This window comes from Lentzea aerocolonigenes (assembly GCF_000974445.1).
Classification (GTDB): Bacteria; Actinomycetota; Actinomycetes; order Mycobacteriales; family Pseudonocardiaceae; genus Lentzea; species Lentzea aerocolonigenes.
This window is the reverse complement of record NZ_BBOJ01000018.1, coordinates 62379-83074: the sequence shown is the minus strand read 5'-3', so window position 1 is coordinate 83074 and position 20696 is coordinate 62379. Positions and strand designations below refer to the sequence as shown.

Below are 20696 nucleotides of genomic sequence, written 5' to 3'. Positions count from 1 at the left end.
GTCCATTTCCTAGATCGGGTTGAACTGCGGAATCAGACGGCCTGAGTACCTGGCGAAGATCTCGTGCGTGACGCGACCGGCCAGCAGGTCGAGCAGGAACGCCGCCGCACCACCGGGGTGCTCACCCCACTGCTGGAAGTCGGCGGTGCAGAACACGACGGGCCACCGGTCCGGGTCCGGGTCGGCCGTGAGCCAGCAGAGCTGGTCGCCCTCGATCGTCTCCGACCACGGCAGCAACCCGCCGGCCGCGGGATGCACCGGATGCGGGAGGTCCTCCCGGCACCGCATGATCTCCAGCGACTGCTCCCCCTGGAGGAGCAGCGCCGAGTGTCCTGACGATCCCGGCACCGGGCCGTACATCGCTACGTACGACGAGAAGTAGCCGTTGGGGAACCTCTCCGCGAGGTCCTTGAAATCGGTGGGCAGGCGCAGCCCGAGCTGGGCCTCGACGGAGGCCCAGTGGGCACCGGCGCTGGTCGCGCCGGTCCACCCGGTCATCTCGACGAGCTCGTCAACACTTGGGTTGGCCATTGGGTTTCCCGTTCGGATAGCCGCCCTTCGGGCGTGGGTTCAGGATCTCGGCGTCGCATCTGAACCCGTTGCTTCCTCGTGCGTGGATCTCGATCGAGGTCGGCACCGCCGGGTTGTCCCCGTCGTAGTGCGCCACCACGCGGTAGTACATGCGGGCGTGGAACGTGTTGATTTGCTTGGCGATTTCCATCTCGACGCCGCGCATGTCCGGTGTGTTGACCTCGGCGTCGATCGGCACGATGTTCTTGCGCTCGTGGGTGCCGTGGAACTGGTGACCGATCAGGTGTCCCTTGTGGTGCCGGGTCGGATCGAGGCCGACCGGAGGCTGCGGGTCCTTGCGAGTCTTCGACGGGACAGTGCTGCTGACGCAGGCGGTGCCACCGGTGGCACGCTGGGCGGGCCAACCCCAGGCCTTGCCGGGATACTCGCCCTTGTAGTTGATCGTCTCCATCTCGTCGTTCTCCGCTGTGTCCCCTGTGGACTCGAAGCAGTCCTCCGACTCGTCCTGGAACTGGTCGACCTCGCCCTTCGCATCCCCCGGATCGGGCAGCAGGTCCGAGAAGTCCTGGATCGTCGAGATGATCTCGTGGGCGATTCCGACGAGCACCCCGGTGACCTGGGTGGCGTTCTCGAGGAACTTGCCGGTGAGGTCGAAGATCCTGGTCAGCGGACCGGTCGGGTCGACGGTCGGAGGTGCCGGCACCAGCCCCACGCCCTGCGGCGGGCGCGGCAGCGGGCGGCCGATGAGGTCGACCCACGGCGGTGGCGGCGGGGGCTTCGGCTTGGCGCGTGGCGGAACCACCTTGTGGCCCTTGCCGCGACCGCCGGGTCCGGTGGTCGGCTTGCCGGGGCTCTTCGGGGCGCTCGTCGTGCAGCCGTGCACGAAGGTCCGGCAGTCACCGACGCGGAGGGGCTCCTCGTTGCCGCCCTTCCAGTAGTACGGGACCATCCACTCCTTGCCGGGGCAGACGCGGTGCATCGAGTCGTAGATGGTGGAGCGGCACTCCCCGGCCACCGACGGGGCGTTGCAGATCATCTGGTCGAGGACGGTGGTGACGACGCCGCCGATCTTCACGACCTTCTTCGCCACCTTCCCGGTGGCCTTCCCCGTCCGCTTCATGCCGAGGTCGCAGACGTTGTTGATCCAGTCGTGCCCGTCCGGGTCGCTGTTGGCGATCGGGTCGCCCGCGCCGTACGAGTAGCGGTTCGCCGCCGCGGACGGCGAAGGATCGACCGTCACGTCGTCGCGGCTGACGAACCCGCCCGTCCCCGGCTGGTACCAGCGCGCGGACATGTTGACCGCGCCCGACTCCGCGTCGGTCCAGTCCCCTTGGTAGCCAACGGAAGACGTGTCGCCGGACGAGGCCGTGACCGTGCCGAACGGGTCGAACGTGCGCGTCCCGTCGACGGTGTTGCTCAGGTACCGGCCCGTCACGTCACCGTGCTGGTCGGTGTAGAGCATCCGCGCGACCCCGGCACCCTTGTCCGAGAACGCACTTCCGTCCGGCAGCCGGCTGATGGAACGGCTGCCGTCGGTCACCACCTCGTTCGACTGGCCCGCGTACTGGAACTTCGTGCCGTTGCGGTCGCTGACCCGGTCGAGGCTGTCGTAGGTGTACGACACCCCGCCCATCGCGGTCATGCGGTCGAACGCGTCGTGCTTCGTCGTGGTGGTGGTGCCACCACGGGTCGTCGTCTGCAGCGTGCCGCGGGCCGAGTAGCCGTAGGTCGCGCCGTCGCCGGACGTCAGGCGGTTGCGCTCGTCGTAGACGAACGTCTTGTCCCCCACCGAAGTGCGGTTGCCCGCGTCGTCCCAGCCGTAGGCCGTGGTGGTGGTTCCGCTGGTCCACGACGCGAGCCGGCCGGCACCGTCGTAGGAGTAGGTGTTGCCGTTCTTCGACGTGATCTTGTTGTCGAGGTCGTAGCCGTAGTCGGTGCCGATCAGCGTGCGCGGCGGCACGCCGACGTCGATGGACTGCACGACCCTGTCTTTCGCCGTGCGGCCCAGTTCGTCGTAGGTGATGACGCGGGACGTCTTGGCCGCCACCACGCGGTCGGCGACGGAGGACAGCCTGCCGCCGAGGTCGTAGCCGTAGTCGGCGGTCCGGCCGGTCAGCGGGTCCTGCACCGTGGCGAGCCGGCCGGCCGCGTCGTAGGCGAACGTCGCGGTGCCGGTGACGTCGACGCGGCCGATCATCATGCCGTCGGCGTCGTAGGTGAAACTCGCCTCGCCGCCCGCGCCGTGGGTCTCCAGCAGGTTGCCGCGGTCGTCGTAGCGGTAGGTGCTGTCGCCGTTCGGGCCGCCGGCGGAGCTCAGCCGTCCCGCCGGGTCGTAGCCGAAGGTGCGGTTGTAGGTCGCCTCCGCGCCCGAACCCGTCTGGAGGGTCAGCCTTCCCTGCGCGTCGAAGGTGTTCGCGGTCGTGACACCGCCGGGTTTGCTGGTCGCGACCGCCTGACCGGCCGCGTCGTAGGACGTCGTGAAGGTCGCGCCGAGCGGGTCGATCACCGACTCCGGCATGCCCCACGGCGTGTAGGTGAACGTGGTGGCGTGGCTGTTGCCGTCGACGAACCGGCTGCGGTTGCCGAGCTTGTCGTAGCCGGTCGAGGTGGTGATCGAGTGGTTCGCGTCGACCTTCTCGATCTGCTGCACCACCCGGCTCAGCTCGTCGTAGCCGTAGGTCACGACCCGGCCCTGCGCGCTGGTGGTCTGCACGACGTTGCCCGCCGGGTCGAACACCGTGCTCGACGCCCGCTTCTCCTGCCCGCCGACGACGGTCGCCGCCCGTACGGGACGTCCGGCGAGGTCGTACGTCGTGGCCGCGGTGATGCCCGCCGGGTCGGTGACCGAGGCCTGGCGCCCGGCGATGTCGTAGCCGAATCTGGTCTCGCGGTTGGTGGCGTCCTTTGTGGACGTCACCTCGCGCGCGGCGTTGAACGTCGAGGACGTGACGTGGTTGAGCGGGCTGGTGACGGTGAGCGGGTTGCTCGCTTCGTCGTACCCGGTCGTCGTGGTGAAGAACGCGGTCCTGCCCGACGAGCGGTCGACCTGCGTGCTGGTCACCTGACGACCGAGGTCGTCGTAGGTGTACCTGCTCTCCACGCCGCCCGGCCGGGTCTGCGAGACGAGCTCGCCGACCTTGTCGTAGTGCATCGTGACGACGCTCGGGCTGTCCCCGACCTGCGGCAGCGTCACGGTCAGCACGCGCCCGTACGGGTCGTACGTCCGCTGCAGGACACGCTGCAACGGGTCGGTCGTCTTCACCGGGTTGCCCGCGCGGTCGTACTCGGTGCGGGTCGCGGCACCCTTGATCGTCGTGCCACCGGGCGGCGTGTAGTCGGGCAGCACACCCGCCGTGGCACGCCCGAGCACGTCGCGTTCGGTGGTGGTGACGTTGCCCGCCGCGTCACGGGAGTGCGTGACCTCGCCGAACACGTTGTAGCCCATGGTTTCCGTGCGCTTGAACCCGGCCGTGCGCACTCCGGCGACCCACGCGTCCGTGCCCGGTGAGGTGGTGCGGTACAGCGCACCTGACTGGTCGTACTCGAAGGTGGACTTGAGTCCGCGCCGGTCGTTGCTCTCGACCAGGAGCCCGCGTTCGTCGTAGGTGGCCGAGGTCGACAGCACGGTGGTGGCGTCGACGTAGGTGTCCACCCGCGTCTGGCGGTTCGAGAGGTCGTAGGTGTAGGCGGTCTTCTCGACGCGGTTCGGGTCGGCGGCACCACGGCGTTCGACCGTCAGCGCGTTGCCGTCGGCGTCGTAGCTCGCCGACACCGACCGCTTCAGCCCGGTCGGGTCGAACGTGGTCGTGACGAGGTTGCCCGCCGGGTCGTGAGCCGACGTCGTCTTCGCGCCACCGGCCGCGACCTGCTCGACGAGGTTGCCCGCCGGGTCGTAGGAACGCTGGTCCACCACCACGTTCGCGACCTGGGTCGTAGCCGGCAGATCGTCGTCGTAGTAGCCGTACTTCGTCAGCCTGCCCATGGCGTCGGTGACGAACGCGAGCCGCCCGGCCGGGTCGTAGGACCGCGACTCCAGCGTCAGCGAGGTGGCGTCCGGGTTCTCCGGGTTCACCCCCGGACCGTCGGCGATGCGGGTGAGCGGCTTGCTGAACTCGTTGAACCGCGTGGTCCACCTGGTGCCGCGGACGTCGGTGACCGACTCGGTGAGCCCGTTGTCGGTGTAGGAACGGGTTTCCACGCCCTGGTCCGCGTACTCGGTGCGCACCAGCCGGTCGCTGGCATCGTAGGCGAACTTCGTGGTGCGGGCGGTCTCACCGGGTGTGGTGTCCGCGTACGTCGTCTCGGTCGTGTTGCCGTTGGCGTCGTACTTGTGCGTGGTGACCAACGTGTGGCTCACGCCGGTGACCGCGTTGACGATCGTCGGCGAGGTGATCTTCGAGACCAGGCCGCGGGGCGTGTACTCGTAGGTCGACGTGCCGAGCGTCGCGCCACCCGAGTTGACCTGGCTGACGGTCTTCTGCCGGCCCAGCAGGTCGTAGGTGTAGCGCTGCGTCAGCCCGGCCGGGTCGACGAGCTCGACGAGGTCGCCCTTGGCGGTGTAGCGCCGGGACGTGACCTGGTTCCGCTTGCCGGTGCTGCGGATCAGCAGACCCGCGGGCACCTTTCCGCCGCCCACGGCGTCTTCCGCGCCGCTGGAGTAGGCCGTGCTCTCGGTCGGCGCCGCGGTGAGCCCGTCCGGGATCGGGTACTTCACGTCGGTCGGGCGGCCGAGTGCGTCGTAGCTGTAGGTGGTGCGGAAACGCGTGTCAGCAGGTCCGGACGAACGAGCGTCCGAAGTGGACTCCAGCCGGTCGGCGCGCGGGTCGAGCGGGCCGGTGGGCTTGAGGTAGGTGGCGTAGCTGGTGTTGCACGATCCGGCGGTGCGGCATCGCTTGGTGCTCAGGACGTTGCCGCGTTCGTCGGTGGTGAACTCGGTGCGGTGGTTGTTCTCGTCGACGGTCGCGGACGCGAAGCCGGAGGTGTTGTACTCGATCTTCGCGGTGGCGTTGTCGTGCGTGCGGCTGACGAGCCGGCCGCCGTTGTCCGCGTCGAACGTGTACGTCCACGCCCCGTAGCCCGCCGGTCCTCGCAACACGGCCGTGCGCACCGCGTCCTGCCGTGCGGGGGTGTCCAGCTGCCAGGTGCGGCCCTCGTGGTCGGTGAGGCTGCGGACTCGGTCGTTGACGTCGTCGTAGGTGAGGGTGACGTACTTGCGGTTGTCCTGCGGCAGCAGGTGTTCGGTCAGCTCGTCGGCCGACTTGGCCGCCTCGAAGTGCTGGCTGACGGCGTGCGCGCCCAGCGTGTGCTGGTAGACCGCGACCTCGTCGATGGCGCCGTTGAAGTAGAAGTCGGCGTTGTTGCCGGCGGGCCAGTCCTTGCCGCTGCCGCCACCGAGCGTCAGCCTGCCCTGCTTGGCGTGGTCGACGTACCCGGCGAGCGTTCCCGCCGCCGACCCGTCGAGGTACAGCGTCTGGGTGTTGATCGCGGCCGAGAGCACGACGTGGTGCCACTGGCCGTCGTCGACCTTCCTGGTGGTGACGATCTGCCTCGGCCCGGAGGCGTTCTGGCGCGCGAACCCGCCGTAGAGCAGGCCGTCCGTGCCGACGTAGAGGATCGGCGTGGACGTGCCCGCCGCCGTGGGGAAGCTCTGGTCGGCGTAGCTCAGCAACGTGCCCTCGGCGGTGGTCTTGAACCACAGCTCGGCCGCCAGCGACATCGTCTGGTTGGTGATGTTGTCCGGCAGCGTCACGTAGCTGCTGACGCCGTCGAACGTGCCGGACTTGTCGGAACTTCCCGCCAGCGCGCCGTCACCGCCGAGCACGACGCCGTGCCGCTGCCCCGCGTCCGTCCCCGGCCTGCGGGCCGCGACGCTCGCGAACGTGTCACCGCTGGTCTCGCCGAGCCGCCAGTAGCCGTACGGGCTGTCGTCGAGCACGGAGCTGCGGTAGTGCGATCCGGCGCGGTACTTCAGCGTCGTGCAGGCCTGGCCGGGAGCGCAGGACTGGGTGAGCTTGTCGCCGTCGTAGGTGTAGGTCCAGGTCAGCGGCTGGCCGCCGGTCTCGGGTGCCGCGGCCGACACCGACGAGACGTGGTTTCCCTGCCAGGTCAGCGCGAGGCTGCGGCCGCTGGTGTCGTTGGTGATCGTGGTGACGTGGTCGTCGGTGTCGTAGGTCAGGGTCTCGGTGAGCCCGGCCGGGTCGGTGATCGTGACGAGCCTGCCGAGGATGTCGAACGTCCACCTGCTCGCGCTGGCGTCACGCAGCACGTACTGCCCGGTCGCGGTGTTGAGGACCAGTTCGGCGTTCTGGCCGGACGGTGGCGCGAAGCTGCCGTCGGGGTTGCGCCCGAACCTGCCCTGCCGCCCGGTCGGGTAGGTGATGACGACGTTCTCGCTGCCGTCCTGGTCCTTGGTGAGCCGCATGTCCACTCTGGACGACCAGCCGACGCCGAACGCGGTGTCGCGGCGCGGGTCCAGGCTGTTGTAGGTGCGGCCGACGGTGAGGTCCGGGCCGACGGTGTCGACGTCGGCGTCGGCGACGACCGCCGAGTAGTTGCCGATCTGCGGGTCGAGGCCGGGCCCGATCGTGGTGCTGGGGCTGCCCGCGAGGTGCGAGGTGATCTCCGGCTGCTGGGTGCGCGGGGTGAACATGAGCCGCGCGTTGTCCTTGGCGCTCACCCAGAACGGCGTGGCGTCGACGGTGTCGTAGACCTTGACACCCCAGAAGTACGTGCGGTTCCAGAACAACCCGGACGGCGCCCACGACTGCCCGCCCCAGCCCGACTCCTGGCAGCCCTGGTTGAGGTCGGCGTTGGTGCAGACGATGAACTTGTAGGTCAGGCCCTTCCCGGGGTACCTGTCGTCGTCCACGCCTTCCGCGTAGAGCGTCGGGGTGGTCGTCGGGACGATCGCGCCACCGCCGGGTTGTTGCAGGTTCGACGTCGGCGGCGTGTTGCGGACGGTGATCTCGAAGCGGCCGTAGGGAACCCCGTAGGCGACGAAGAAGTCGTTGTTCTGCGGGTTGAACATGGTCAGGAAGACCGAGTAGTCACCGGGGTTGATCGGGTCGATCGGCACGTCGAACAGCGCCGTGGCGCCCGGTGCCACGTTCTGCGCCCAGCAGCAGGCGGTGCGGATCCTGGTGCTGCCCTGGTTGATGATGTAGCCGAACTTCCAGCCACCGCCGCTGGTCCACGTGGTGGAGCCGAAGTTCGTGACTTTGACCTTCATGTTCCCGGCGCGGCTGGCCGACGGGAGCGTCACGTCGGTCACCTCGAACGAGACGCCCTCGGGGACGTAGCTGATCTCCAGGTACGGCTTGTTCGGCGAGTTGACCGACCCGAAGCGCATGCCGTTGCGGTCGGTCTCGTCCGAGGCGCGCAACGCAAGACCGTGCTGCAGGGCCTGGCCGTGCGTCCAGCGGGTCATCGTGTCGTAGTCGAGCGGCAGCTTCTCCCACGCCGCGCCGGGGCACGACGGACCGCCGTGCACGAAGGCCTTGGTGGATAACGACTTCCCGACCGGCGCGCCGGGCCACCGCATGCCGCCGGCGTCCCACGGCTGCGTGACCTCGTAGACGGAGACCGACCGGGCCGCACACGTCGTGCTGTAGGCGGCTTCCACGACGAGCGCGGCGCCGAGCACGAACTGGTTGCGTACGCCGTTGAGCGCGTTGCGGTCGAAGTGCAGGTAGGAGCGGGAGAGCTGGCCGTCGACGTAGCCGGTGCGCAGGTCGATCGCCCCGCTGCCGTTGCCGCTCGGCGTGACGTAGGTGCTGTCGTCGGCGGCGAACGAGTTGATGGTCGGGTCGATCACGACCGGGAACGACCGGGCCGGGTCGCGCAACCACTTCGGGTCGAGCACGACCTTCAGCGCCCAGGTGCCGTCGGCGTTCTTGGCGAGCTCGTAGTTCGTGTCGACGCGCTGCTGTTTGGCGTCCAGCGCGAACCCGCGCGCGATCGATGCGATGACCTTGTCGCCGTCGACCAGTTCGATCGTGCCGTTGACCAGGCGCGGGGTCAGATCGCGCGCTCGCACGGTGAAGCCGAAGGAGGACCTGGCCTCGGCCGAGGCGAGGACCAGGTCCTCCTTCACCCCCCGTTCGGTGGCGGTGAGCTTGAGGTCGACGCCGGGGAACACGGCGGGATAGGTGACCGTGTGCTGGTCGGCGGTGCCGCGGGAGTCGGCGGCGTCGTCGAGGCGGTAGGAGATCCCGCCTTTCTCGAACGCGACGGTGGCGAGCTCGGCGTCACGGGAGGTGCGGCCGAAACTGGTGGCGTGCGGGGAGTTCTTCGGCTGCCACCGGTCGTCGCGCTCGCCGAGCGCGAGGTCGATCGGTGCCCACGAACCGTCGGGCCGGCGAACGTTCGACTGTCCTGAGTGGACGCGCAACGTCCGTGAGCCGTCGGGGTTGTCGAACGTCTCGGTGTTCTCGGTGCGGTCCTGCGGGCGTTCCTTCGCCTTCTCGTCGATCGAAGGCTTGTCCGGCTTCTGCACCACGGCGGGCTTCTCGTGCCTTTGCGCGGTGACGTCCGGCTGCGGCCCGGCGGGAGGTCTTTCCGCGGTGTCGGGCACCGCACCGGGCGGACGCGCCTGGTCGTGCGCGGGCGCCTGCAACGCCGTCGCCGTGTTAGCGGACTTGCTCCGCGGCTCGAGCCCGTCCGCCGACCCGCTGTTCTGCCGCGGCGCCGACGCGGTGGCGCCGAGCGGCAGCGGCGGCAGCACGGGCACCGCGGACGAGGCCAGGCCGAGCACCAGCAGCACCGCCACGAAGGCAGCGCAAACCCCACGCGTTCTCATCCTTCATCCCCCAGCCCCAGGTCGCGACACGCGACCCACCGCCCCCGGACGGCGGGTCGGGGAGATCTTGGGCTCAGGAGATTGGCGAAAGATTGGTTCGCAGGTCAGAGCAGTGTGGCGACGCGCTCCGCCTCGGTCGTGCGACCCTGGCTGACCAGCATCTCGTGTGCTTGCACGAGTGCGGCACGGCCGGCTTCGACGTCGCCCGCGGCGATGAGCGCCTCACCGAGGTGCAACGTCACGTCGGCGCCTCGTGCGGTGTCACCGGCTTCCCGGAGGATCCGCACCGCCTCCCGGCCGAGCTCCACCGCTCTGGCGTGGTCACCGGTCTTGTTGGCCACCAGTCCGAGCGTGTCGACCGCACACCCCAGGCTCTGCATCGCGTTGAGCTGGGTGAACATGTCGATCGCCCGTTCGGTGTGCTCACGGGCGTCCTCGTAGCGCTCCGCCAGCGCGCTGTGCCAGCCGACCGCCGCGTGCGCCTGTCCGATCGCCAGCTGGTTGGTGGTCGTCGAGTACAGCCGGAGCGCCTCGGCCGAGTGCTTGACCGCGGACTCGTAGTCCCCGCGTTGTTCGTACGCGGCACTGATGCCGTAGTGGACGTGCCCCTCCACGATCCGGTCGTCGGACGCCTCGGCGGCGGCCAGCGCGCGGTGGAGGTGGTGCATCGCCTCGTCGTGCCGGTCGAGGTGGGCGTAGGCGTCGGCCACCGAACGGTGCGAGAGGGTCAGGGTTCGCACGTCCATGTCGTCCGCGTGCGGGAGGGCGGCCAGCCACAGTTCCAGACGGTCGGTGTACTTGCTGGTGCGCGTGTGGAAGGTCGTGGTGCAGAAGGCGAGCTGCCACACGCGACTGCCCGCCGAAGGGGCGATCGCCAGCAGGTTCTCCTCCTCGGCGTGGAACCACGCCATGATCGCCGGGGTGTCCCGGAGGTCCTCGACGACGGTGCCGGGTGCGGCTTGCGGCATCTCGATGTCCCTGCGTTCCGGGAACAACCCGCGTTCGCCCGCATGGGCCGTGTGCACGTAGTGGTCGACGAGCCGGTCCAAGGCTTGTTCCGCCGCAACGGGCTGTTCGGCGGCGTAGAGTTTGACCAGGTCGTGCATCCGGTAGCGGCCCGGCACGTGCTGCGAGACCAGGTGCGCGTGCTCCAGTTCGTCGAGCAGGTCGCGGACCGGCGCGCCGAACAGCGACTCCGCGGCGGGCACCGCGATGTCGGCCCCCGGCACCTGACCGAGCAGTGCGAAGAGCTTCCGCGCGTTCGCCGACAACGCGCGCACCGACCACGACAGCACCGCGCGCAGGTTCACGTCGGTGTCGCCGGTGTCGACCGCGTCCAGCCTGGCCTGCTCGTCGCGCAGCTCGTCGGCCAGCGCGCCCAACGACAGTTCCGACTGCACCAGCGCCCGTGCCGCCACGACTCCGAGCGCCAGCGGCAGGCCGGCGCAGTAGTCGAGGACAGCGGCGACGGCGTCCGGTTCGGCCGCGACCCGGCGTTCACCGAGGTGCCCGACGAGCACGGCGCGCGCGTCCGCCCGGTCGAGCACGTCCAGCGTCAGCGGGTAGGCGCCGTGTCCGGAGACCAGCGCTGCCAAACGGTTGCGGCTCGTCACCACGACCCGGCTGGGGCCCGCACCGGGCAGCAGCGGCACGATCTGCCCGGCGTCACGGGCGTTGTCGAGCACGATCAGCATCCGGCGGCGCGCGAGCTCGCTGCGGAACAGCGAGGCCTGCGCGTCGGCGTCCACCGGGATCGCGTCCGGCTCCAGGCCGAGCGCCTCGAGGAACGCCCGCAGCACCACCTCCGGCCGCACCGGCTCGGTGCGCGGGTCGAAACCGCGCAGGTTGGCGTAGAGCTGGCCGTCGGGGAACGCGTCGAGCCGCTGGTGGGCCCAGTGCAGCGCGAGCCACGTCTTGCCGACGCCGCCGACGCCGCCGATCGCGGAGATGACCACCGTCGAGCGGCCGTCGAGGTGAGCGGCCAGCGCGTCGAGCTCGCGCAACCGTCCCGCGAACACCTGCGGCCGTGCGGGCAGCTGCCGCGGCACGGACGACACCGCCGTGGGCAACTCGGCCCGCAGGATCCGTTCGTGCAGCCTCGCCAGCTCCGGACCGGGGTCGGTGCCCAGCTCGTCGGCGAGACGCCTGCGGGTCCGGTCGAACTCGTCGAGCGCCTCGGCCTGCCGTCCGCTGTGGTAGAGCGCGAGCATGAGCTGACCGGCGACCCGTTCGTCGTGCGGGTGCTGACGCCCGAGCTCGAGGAGTTCGGGCAGCACCTCGGCGTGCGCGCCCCGCCTCAGCTGGATGTCGATGTGGTCGAGCACGGCCGTGTGCCGCGCGACGACCACCGCGTGCCGCCGTCCGGCGAACCACGGCGTCTCCAGCCCCGCGAACGGCTCACCGCGCCACAGCTGAAGAGCCGCCCGGTACGCCTGCGCCGCCGCGACGTCGTCCGCCGCCTGCCGCGCCTCGGTCAGCAGCGCCGTGAAGCGGTGCGCGTCCAACGCCCGCGGCTCGTAGTCCACCGTGTACGCCCCGGCCCGCCCGACGATGTCCACACCGCGCAGGATCGTCCGGAGCTTGGACACGTAACTGCGCACGCTCGTCAGCACCGTGCCCGGCACGTGGTCGCCCCAGACCCGGTCGACCAGCTGGTCCACCGTCACCGGACGTCCCGGCTCCAGGACCAGCGCCGCCAGCACCGCACGTTGCCGCGCCGCCCCCAGGTCCGCCACCACACCGTCGACGCGCGCCCTGATCTCGCCCAGGACCTCGAACTCAACCCCCACGGACGCATCATGGCATGCCGAGCGAATTCCATTGTGGACCGTCAAAATGAGACGAACGGGACGTAGAGGTCAGCCGACGTCGAGCACGGCGCGCGCGAACGCCTCCGGAGCCTCCTGCGGCACGTTGTGGCCGATGCCGTCGAGAACCCGGTGCTCGTAACGCCCGCTGAACTGCTTGCGGTAGGCGGCACCGCTCTTGTTGGGCCCGTCGAAGTCGCTGGCGATCGTGATCGTCGGCACGCTGATCACGGGCTTCTCGGCGAGCCTGCGCTCCAGCCCGTCGTAGCGGTGTTCGCCCTCCGCGAGCTGGAGGCGCCACCGGTAGTTGTGGACGACGATCGCGACGTGGTCGGGGTTCTGCCAGGCCGTGGCGCTGCGGGCATAGGTGGCGTCGTCGAAGTTCCACTGCGGCGAGGCGAGCTTCCAGATGAGCTTGTTGAACTCGTAGGTGTTCTGCGTGTAGCCCTTCACCCCGCGCTCGGTGGCGAAGTAGTACTGGTACCACCAGCCCAGCTCGGCCTGCGGGCTGAGCGGCTCCTGGTTCTGCTCCAGGTTGACGATCAGGTACCCGCTGACCGACACCAGCGCCCTGACCCGCTCCGGCCACAGCGCCGCAGTGATGCACGCGGTCCGCGCACCCCAGTCGAACCCGGCCACGGTCGCCTCGCGGATCTTGAGGGCGTCCATGAACGCGATGACGTCACTGCCCAACGCGGCCTGCTGCCCGTTGCGCACCGTGCGCGCGTGCAGGAACCGTGTCGGCCCGTAGCCCCGGAGGTACGGGATGAGCACCCGGCGGCCCCGGGCGGCGAGCGCGGGCGCCACGTCCTGGTAGCTGTGGATGTCGTACGGCCAGCCGTGCAGGAGGATCGTGACGGGGCCGTCCGCCGGGCCGAGCTCGGCGTAGCCGATGTTCAGCAGACCGGCCCTGACCTGCTTGATCTCGCCCCAGGAGGGCTTCGCCGTGGCGGTGGGGGTGAGGAGGGGTGCCGTCACGCCCGCGACCGCCAGTGCCCGGGAGAACTGTCGCCTGCTGATCATGAGATCGACGGTAGGAGTGCGGGTTTGAGGGTCGCGAGCGTCAGGTGACGGTGTCGGGGTACGTCATCAACGCTTTCCCCAACTCCGCGCGCACCGCCACCCCCAGCTTGGGGAAGATCCGGTGCAGGTGCGTGCTCACCGTCCGGTGCGACAGGTGCAGCCGCTCCCCGATCTCCTTGTTCGTCAGCCCCTCCGCCGCCATCCGCGCGATCGTCAGCTCGTGCTCGGTCAGCACGCCGGACCCGTTGCGCGACTCCCCCGACGCCCGCAGCTCCTCCCGCGCCCGTTCAGCCCAGTCGCGGAAACCGAAGGCCGCGAACGCCTCCACCGCCGCCTTGAGGTGCGGGCGGGCCTGCGCGGCACGACGTTGCCGGCGCAGCCACGCGCCGAACGCCAGCTGGGTTCGTGCGCGGTCCCACGGCGAGCTGCGGGCGTCCAGCGCGGCCTGGAAGTGCGCCTCGGCGTCGTCGTCGCCGGCCAGCAGGGCGCGGGCGTATCTCACACCGCTGGCGAGTGCGGGTGAACGGGTGGTGGCGTCCAGTTCCTCCACGATCTTGCGGGCCTCGTCGGTGTTGCCGCTGCGCATGGCGGCCTCGACCAGTTCCGGGAGCACGTACCTGCGCAAAGCGAGCTGATGGGCCGGGTCCGCCGGGTCGTGGACTCGGCGGATTGCGGCGTACGCGTCGGCGTAGCGGCCCTCGCCCAGTGCGGCGAGGCTACGGGCCAGCTGCACGGTCGCCAGCACCGGGCGGGCACCGGCGGCCAGGCCGATGCGTTCAGCCGACGCGGCCAGGGAAGCGGACTCCGCGTAGTCGCCGCGCAGGGCGGCGATCTCCGCCCGCACGGCTTCGGCCAGGCCGCGCATGTACGGCTGGTCCGTCTCCTCGGCCAGCCGCAGGGCTTCGCACGCGACCGGCTCGGCCGCGGCGATGTCGCCCAGGCGGGTTCGGCTCCACGCTTCGACGGCGAGGGCGCGGGCCAGCAGTCCGAACTGGCCCTGGGCGCGGAAATCCCGTTGTGGCGCAACGGAGAAGCGCACGGACTCCGCGAACGCGCCGACCTGGAGGGCCGCGCTGCCGAGCAGGCGCGACGTCACGACGTCGAACGAGCCGCGCAGGCCCGCCACCACCACGTCACCCTGCGACGCCGGGCACACGTAGGCCAGCATCGCGAGCATCCGCGGGTCCTGCGGGTCGATCGGCAACCGGCGCGCCACCGCGGCGATCCGTTCGCGGACGGCGGCGCCCGGCTCCACCCAGAAGCACCGCATGGCGACGCTCCAGAAGATCCGCAGGCCCAGCTCGACGTCACCGTCGGCCACCACGGCCTCGGCCAGCCGCACCAGTTCCCCCGGCCCGGCCGCGCCTTCGCCCACGCCGTCGTCGAACGCGCTGGGCAGCCACGTCACCAGAGCACGCTCCCGCGCCGTGAGGTCCAGCCCGCGCACACCGAGCAGGATCCGCTCGACGTCGGGACGCCGCCCCGCCTCCGCCGCGAGCTCTGCGGCCCGCAGCAGCCGCCGGGCCTGCTCAGACCTGTCGCCCAGCAACGCGGCCCGTTCCAGCGCACTCACCGCGGCCGCCGCACCCCCGCGCCGCAGTGCCCGGTCCGCGGTGTTCTCCAGCAGGCGAGCCACGTTCTCGTCCTTGCCGGTCACGGCGGCGGCCAGGTGCCACGCCCGGCGATCCGGCTCGTCGCTCGCGGCGGCCAGCCTCCGGTGAGCCTCCTGACGTTCCGTTTCGGAGGCCGCCCGCACGATCGCGGACCTGACCAACGGGTGGAGGAACTCCCCGTCCCGGTCGACCACTCCGGCAGCCCGCACTCCGACCCGCGGTCCACCCAGGGCCGCCACCAGCAACTCCGCCCGCACGTCGACAGGCAACGCGAGAACACGCGCCCCGAACGTCTCCTCCAGCGAGTCGCCGCCGAACGGGAGTTCGTTGAGCGCCAACGGGTTCCCGGCGGCCTGCGCGAGCACCCACGACCGGCGCTCGGCGTCCAGCTCCGGCGCGACCGCGTCGAGCAACGCCCGTGCGGCGTCAGAATCCAAGGGTTCCAAGGAAAGCACAGGCACACCCGCGAACACAGGCGCCGAAGCGGTCACGACGAGCACGGCGTCCGACAGCCGCCGCGCGACGAACCCGAGGACGTCCCTGCTCTCCCGGTCCAGCCACTGCGCGTCGTCGACCAGCACGACGGACTTGGCCGCGCTCAACAACTCCAGCGCCGCCAGCCCCACGAGGTGCACCGGTGGCACGGCGCCGTCGGACAGTCCGAACACGACCTCCAACGCACCGCGCCGCACGGTGGACAAAGTGGACAGATCGAGAAACGGGTGCAGCACCTGGTGCAGTCCGGCGTAAGGCAGGTCCTGTTCGGCCTCGACCCCGACGACCCGGTGACCGTTGAGGCAGGACAACAGCGCCGACTTGCCGACACCGGGCTCACCGACGATCTGCAGCGCCCCGCCCGACCCGACCAGCGCGGCCAGCCGCTCCCGTTCCCGCTCACGTCCGACCAGCGACATGACCCAACTGTGTCAGAACGTCCAGACGGCGCGCTTGCCCGGCCTCACGACCAGCGTCGGCCGTGTCAGAACGTCCAGACCGCGCGCTTACCCGGCCCCACGACCAGCGTCGACGCGCCGAGCCGTTCCACGTGCGGCGCCGGGGTGCGGTTCAGCTCGAACTCGACCAGCTTGAGCCCGGTCCGGCCCAGCGGCACCTCGTCGAACCGCATCGTCGTGCCGCCCCGCGTCGCCACGACCGCCCCCGGCTCGGTCCAGAGCACGAACCCTCCCGCCCGCAGCAACGGCAAGGCGACCGCCAGATCCCCGGCCGTGACGGCGACACCGATGAACGTGACGTTGCGCATGAGCCGATCCCGGTAGGTGTCCGGCAGGTAGCGCTCACGGCTGACGTCGCCGGGGAACCGCGGAGGCCCGACCTGGCTGCGCGGGTCGTTGAGGTACTCGTCGCGGTATTCCATGGCCCACGCGCCGAACCGGTCGTACTTCTCCGTCAGGAACACGGCGTCGTACCACGGCACCGGCTTGCCGTCACCGAAGTCGCGCGACTGCAGGGACTCCTCCGGCGTCGAGCCCGCGGCACGCAACCGGGCCTTCAGCACGCCGAGGTCGCCGTCGTGCTCGGTCGAGAGCCCGAGACCGGCCGAACCCGGCTGGCCGTCCTGTCCCGGCACGTCACCGCGGCCGAAGATCTCCAGGTAGGTCTCCTGGCCGCGCAGGTAGCGGGCCGTCCACACCTTGCCGTCCGCACCCCTCGTCGTGCGCACCTCGAAGTCCGCGAACTGCTTGAGGTAGGCGGAGTGCTCGACCGCGTCCGCGGTGGCGCGATCGAAGGTTCCCCAAACGTGGTTGTAGAACAACAACTGCCGGTCTCCTGCCCGGGCCGGCCCGGAAGCGACCAGCACCAGCGCGACGGCCAAGATCATGCACAACACCCGACGAGTCCCCATGGGCCGATCGTATGGCCGACGGCTCAAGCCGGACTCAAGTGAAACAGTGGCGGACTCTGCTTACCAAATGCCGGAGCCTGACCGCGCCAACGCGGCCATCCGGTCCCCCGCCGGTGACAGTCCCGGGATCCGCCTCACCTCGCCAGCGCAGCCATCCGATCCCACGCCGGCGACGACCCCCGCCGCCGACAGTGCCAGGACCCGCCTCACCGCGCCAGCACGGCCATCCGATCCCACGCCGGCGACGACACCCCAGCCGCCGACATCGCGAGCGAGGTGATCTCCGGATCCGCCACCGGCAGCGGCGGCCGCGACGCCAGCCACGCCGCCGCGCGCCTGGCCAGTGCGGGCAGCCGCGGGTCGTCGGGCGACCAGCCGAACGCCTCGTCGTAGGCCAGGTAGATCTGCCCGAACTCGGGATCGGCGAGCGCCTCGGCCTTGTCCGCGAGCCACATCGACGCCTCTTGCGGTGCGACGGTCTGCATGAGCACCCAGACGTCGCGTTCCATCCGCACGCCCCGCTCGCTCACCCCGAGCGCCCGCAACCGTTCCAGCATCGCCGCGGCCTCCTCGGTCAGGAACAACCCGTTGCCAGCCTTCAGCCGGACGACCCGTTCGCGCGCGAGCCGGATCTCCTCCTGCCGCAGCCGCAGCGCCTCGTCGATCTCGGTGATCGCCGAGGCGAACTCCTCCTCCCCCGCCGCGAGCAGCTCCTTCACGCGGGCGAGCGGCACACCGGCCTCGGCCAGCGTGCGGATCTTGACCAGGTCGATCGCGTCCTGCGCGCGGTAGCGGCGGTAACCGGAGTGGTCGCGCTCGGGTTCCGGCAGGAGCCCCACCTTGTGGTAGTGCCGCACCGCCTTGATCGTCACGCCCGCGTACCGGGCGAGCTGGCCGATCGTGATCATCCGCGCATCATCGCACCCGGCCGAACATCCGACCGGCGAGATCGACGCCGATCACCACGCCGTCCGAGTCCCGCGTGAAGAACCCGCGCTGGCCGGTGAACGCGCCGTCCGTGATCACGTACTCGTCGCGCGGCAGCAGCCCCATCGGGAACGGCGCGTGGTCGGCAGGCAGCTCCACCTCCGCGGACTCCCTGATCTCCGGCCGGATCAGCACCTCCAGCACCAGCCCCTCGCCGGTGTCGCCGATCGTCATCACCATCGCGTCGTTGTCGTAGTGGCCCGCGACCTCCTGCGCCGCAACGGGGTTGTACGGCAACGGCGCGGGATCGCGGTCCAGCACACCGATCCACTCCTCCAGCGCCCTGCGCACCACCGCCTGGTTGAACGGAATCCCGTCCGGGCCCTGGTTCGCGATCGACACCACGGCGAAGTTCCTCGACGGCACGATCAGCAGCTCCGCGAACTGGCCGTTGGACGAACCACCGTGCCCGATCGCCGGAACACCGTCGATCTCGCGCAGGAACCAGCCGACCCCGATGGCGTCACCGAGGTTGCTGCCGCGCAACGACGCCGTCGGCCGGCGCATCTCGGCGAGGTCGATCCCGTCCCCGTCGCCCAGGTGGAAACGGGCCCACGCGAGCAGATCCGCGACCGACGCCGCGATGCCACCACCGGGGTTGTTGGCGCGCCAGTGCCGCCACGGCCGCGCGACCTCGCCCTTCTCGTGCCCGACGGCGAACCTGCGGGTCATCACCGCGTCCCGGTCGAAGTGCGTGTTGCCCAGGCCGAGCGGTTCCAGCAGCAACGCGGTGATCGCCTGCTCGTAGGTCTGCCCGGTGACGTTCTCGATGATCCGCCCGGCCAGGTTGAAACCGGACTGGCTGTACGACGGCCGCTCGCCGACCGGCGCGACCAGCTTGAGCGTCGCCAGCTCGGCAACGTGCCTGGCCAGCGCGTCGTCGCCCTCACCGGTGTCGGCGAGCGTGCCCCAGTCGAGGCCGGACGTGTGGTTGAGCAGCTGCCGCACGGTGAACTCGCGGTCGTCGGCGAGCTCGAGCTCCGGCACGTACTCGCGCACCGGGGCGTCCAGCGAGATCCGGCCGGCCGCCACCAGGCGCATGATCGCGGTCGCGGTGTAGGTCTTGGTCACCGAGCCGAGCAGGAAGAGCGTGTTCTCGTTGACCGGCAACGGGTTCTCGACGCTGGTCACGCCGTGGCAGAAGAAGTGCTCCTGCCCGTCGTGGAAGACGCCGACGGCGGCGCCGGGGATGTCGAAGTGGCGGGCGGTCTCCGCGACGAAGTCGTTGTTCATGACGGAAATGCTCGAACCCTGCCCCTGGGTCAAGGTCAACCCCGGGGCAGGGCGGAGTGGCTCAGGTCACGGCACCCAGTGGTTGCCGGTCACCGTGATCATCACCTGGAGCTGGATGCTCGCGCCGAAGTACGTGTCCGTGGAGATCGGCGTGGCCACCATCTTGTTCCACAACGCGTCCAGCCAGGCCTGGCTGGACGCGTCCGTCGTCGCCGCGACCGCGAACGGCGCCACGAACGCCGCGTCGGAGCCGGCGTTGATCTGCGTGCCGTTGAGGTCGTACCCGATCGCGATCTTGCTCGGGTCGCCACCGGTCTTGCCCTTGATCCACGTGTTGAGCTTGCGGGCCGCCGCCAGCGACTTGGCGTCGCCGGTCACCGCCGCGTCCGCTCCGATGCGCCACGGGTCCCGGCACGCGTTGTACCAGTACTTGCCGTCGGTGGCGGCCTCCTCCAGCATCTCGCCGACCGCGGGCTTCGGCGTGGAGTTGGTGTCCTGCACGAAGTCCGGCAGCAGGCCGGTGCCCGAGGCGTACTTCGACTGCAGCGAGGCGATCAGGTCCTGGTGCTTGGTGCGGATCGTGTCCCACGCCGAGTCTCCGGTGGCCTTGCGGAACGCCCGGAAGTGGTCGGACATCCAGTCGGAGGACCGGGAGCCGTAGTACTTCCTGCTGTCGTCAGGGCCGGACCAGTCGCCCATCAGCAACAGGTTCGTGTTCGGGTTGACCAGGCTCTTCTTGATCGCGTTGATGTTCTTGAGCGCGATCTGCCTGTAGTTGTACGTGCCGGCGCTGCCCCACTGGCGATCGGCCAGCAGCAGCCCGTACGCCGTGTCCATGTCGCCGTCGGTCGCGCTGTCGCTGCCGTTGACGCTCTTGCAGGCGGTGTCCTGCTCGGCGGCCAGCAGGTCGGGGTTGTTGACCGACGGGTGCGCGAGCTTGTACTTCAGCAGGCCGTCGAAGATCTTCTTCGCGTCCGGGTCGGCGCCGGCCATCGTCGCGGTGATCACCATGCCGTAGCCCTGCGCCTCGGCCACGTACGGGAACTTCGCGTCCGGCGAGATGATCTGGTACCAGCCGTTGCCGCAGTTCTGCTTGACGAACGCGGACTTCCACCCCTGGTAGTAGTCGACGATCTTGGCGTCCAGCGTGGACGTGCTGCCCGACGGCCGCAAAATGCCTGCCGCGTACGGGGTCTGCCTGCTGCCGAACGGGTAGCCGAGGCCAGACGGTGGCGTCGTGGTCGTCGTCGGGGGTGTCGTGGTCGTCGTCGGCGGGGTCGTTCCGCCGTCCACGCCGTAGACCTCGAGCTCCCACAACGAGTAGCCGTAGGACGTGCCGCGCGCCGTGCCGTAGATCCGGACATAGCGACCCGAACCAGACAACGTCAGGTCGTCGACGCCGCCGTCACCTGTGGTGGTGGAGTAGATGTCGGTCCACGCCGACCCGTCCGGTGACGTCTGCACGCGGTAGGCCTTGGCGTACGCGGCCTCCCAGTTCAGCTTGACCCTGCTGATGGTGTGGGCGGTGCCGAGATCGACGCGCAGCCACTCGGGATCGTGCCCCTCCAGCGAGGCCCAGCGGGTCGAGGTGCTGCCGTCGACCGCCTTGCTCGCCTCGAACCCGGCCCCCTCGACCGAGGATGCCGTCACCGCCTTGCCGCGGGAGACCAGTGGATCCGCCGCCGATGCACTGATCGTCCCTGCCGCGAGGAGGCCGAGCACGAGCCCGAGCGCTCCCAACGCCAACCTTCTGCCGCCCACGACCGCCTCCAGCAATTGGTTAACAAAGCTGACAATGCGAGTCCGGCGACGGTAAGCAGGTCATCACCCCTGGACAAGAG

9 protein-coding genes are annotated in these 20696 nt (G+C 70.2%); all 9 read right to left on the bottom strand.

The annotated features are described in order from the left end of the window. Positions 1-9: 9 nt before the first annotated feature. The 9 genes from AOM45_RS32350 to AOM45_RS32310 all read right to left on the bottom strand — a co-directional run bounded on the left by AOM45_RS32350 (position 10) and on the right by AOM45_RS32310 (position 20616). Positions 10-531, bottom strand: a complete 522-nt coding sequence (locus AOM45_RS32350; protein WP_156094288.1) for an SMI1/KNR4 family protein — start codon at positions 529-531, stop codon at positions 10-12. Beyond that, positions 512-9298, bottom strand: a complete 8787-nt coding sequence (locus tag AOM45_RS32345; RefSeq protein ID WP_030472319.1) for a LamG-like jellyroll fold domain-containing protein — start codon at positions 9296-9298, stop codon at positions 512-514. Before AOM45_RS32345 ends, AOM45_RS32350 begins: the two co-directional genes overlap by 20 nt. 134 nt (positions 9299-9432) lie before the next feature. Next, positions 9433-12117, bottom strand: a complete 2685-nt coding sequence (locus tag AOM45_RS32340; RefSeq protein WP_030472318.1) for an AfsR/SARP family transcriptional regulator — start codon at positions 12115-12117, stop codon at positions 9433-9435. 69 nt (positions 12118-12186) lie between these two features. Continuing rightward, positions 12187-13158: an alpha/beta fold hydrolase gene (locus tag AOM45_RS32335; RefSeq protein WP_030472317.1), complete on the bottom strand. Its 972-nt coding sequence runs from the start codon at positions 13156-13158 to the stop codon at positions 12187-12189. A gap of 40 nt (positions 13159-13198) precedes the next feature. Then, positions 13199-15685, bottom strand: coding sequence for a helix-turn-helix transcriptional regulator (locus AOM45_RS32330; protein ID WP_030472316.1), 2487 nt, complete (start codon positions 15683-15685; stop codon positions 13199-13201). A gap of 65 nt (positions 15686-15750) precedes the next feature. Further along, complete coding sequence (locus AOM45_RS32325) at positions 15751-16635, bottom strand: DUF5829 family protein (protein ID WP_201780107.1); 885 nt, start codon at positions 16633-16635, stop codon at positions 15751-15753. Positions 16636-16841: 206 nt separating this feature from the next. After that, positions 16842-17543, bottom strand: a complete 702-nt coding sequence (locus AOM45_RS32320) for a MerR family transcriptional regulator (protein WP_030472314.1) — start codon at positions 17541-17543, stop codon at positions 16842-16844. A 7-nt stretch (positions 17544-17550) separates the two neighbouring features. After that, the gene (locus AOM45_RS32315) at positions 17551-18855 is read right to left on the bottom strand and encodes a serine hydrolase domain-containing protein (RefSeq protein ID WP_035913116.1); all 1305 of its coding nucleotides are present in this window, start codon (positions 18853-18855) and stop codon (positions 17551-17553) included. A 66-nt stretch (positions 18856-18921) separates the two neighbouring features. Next, positions 18922-20616, bottom strand: coding sequence for a glycosyl hydrolase family 8 (locus AOM45_RS32310; protein WP_030472312.1), 1695 nt, complete (start codon positions 20614-20616; stop codon positions 18922-18924). Between the last annotated feature and the right edge of the window lie 80 nt (positions 20617-20696).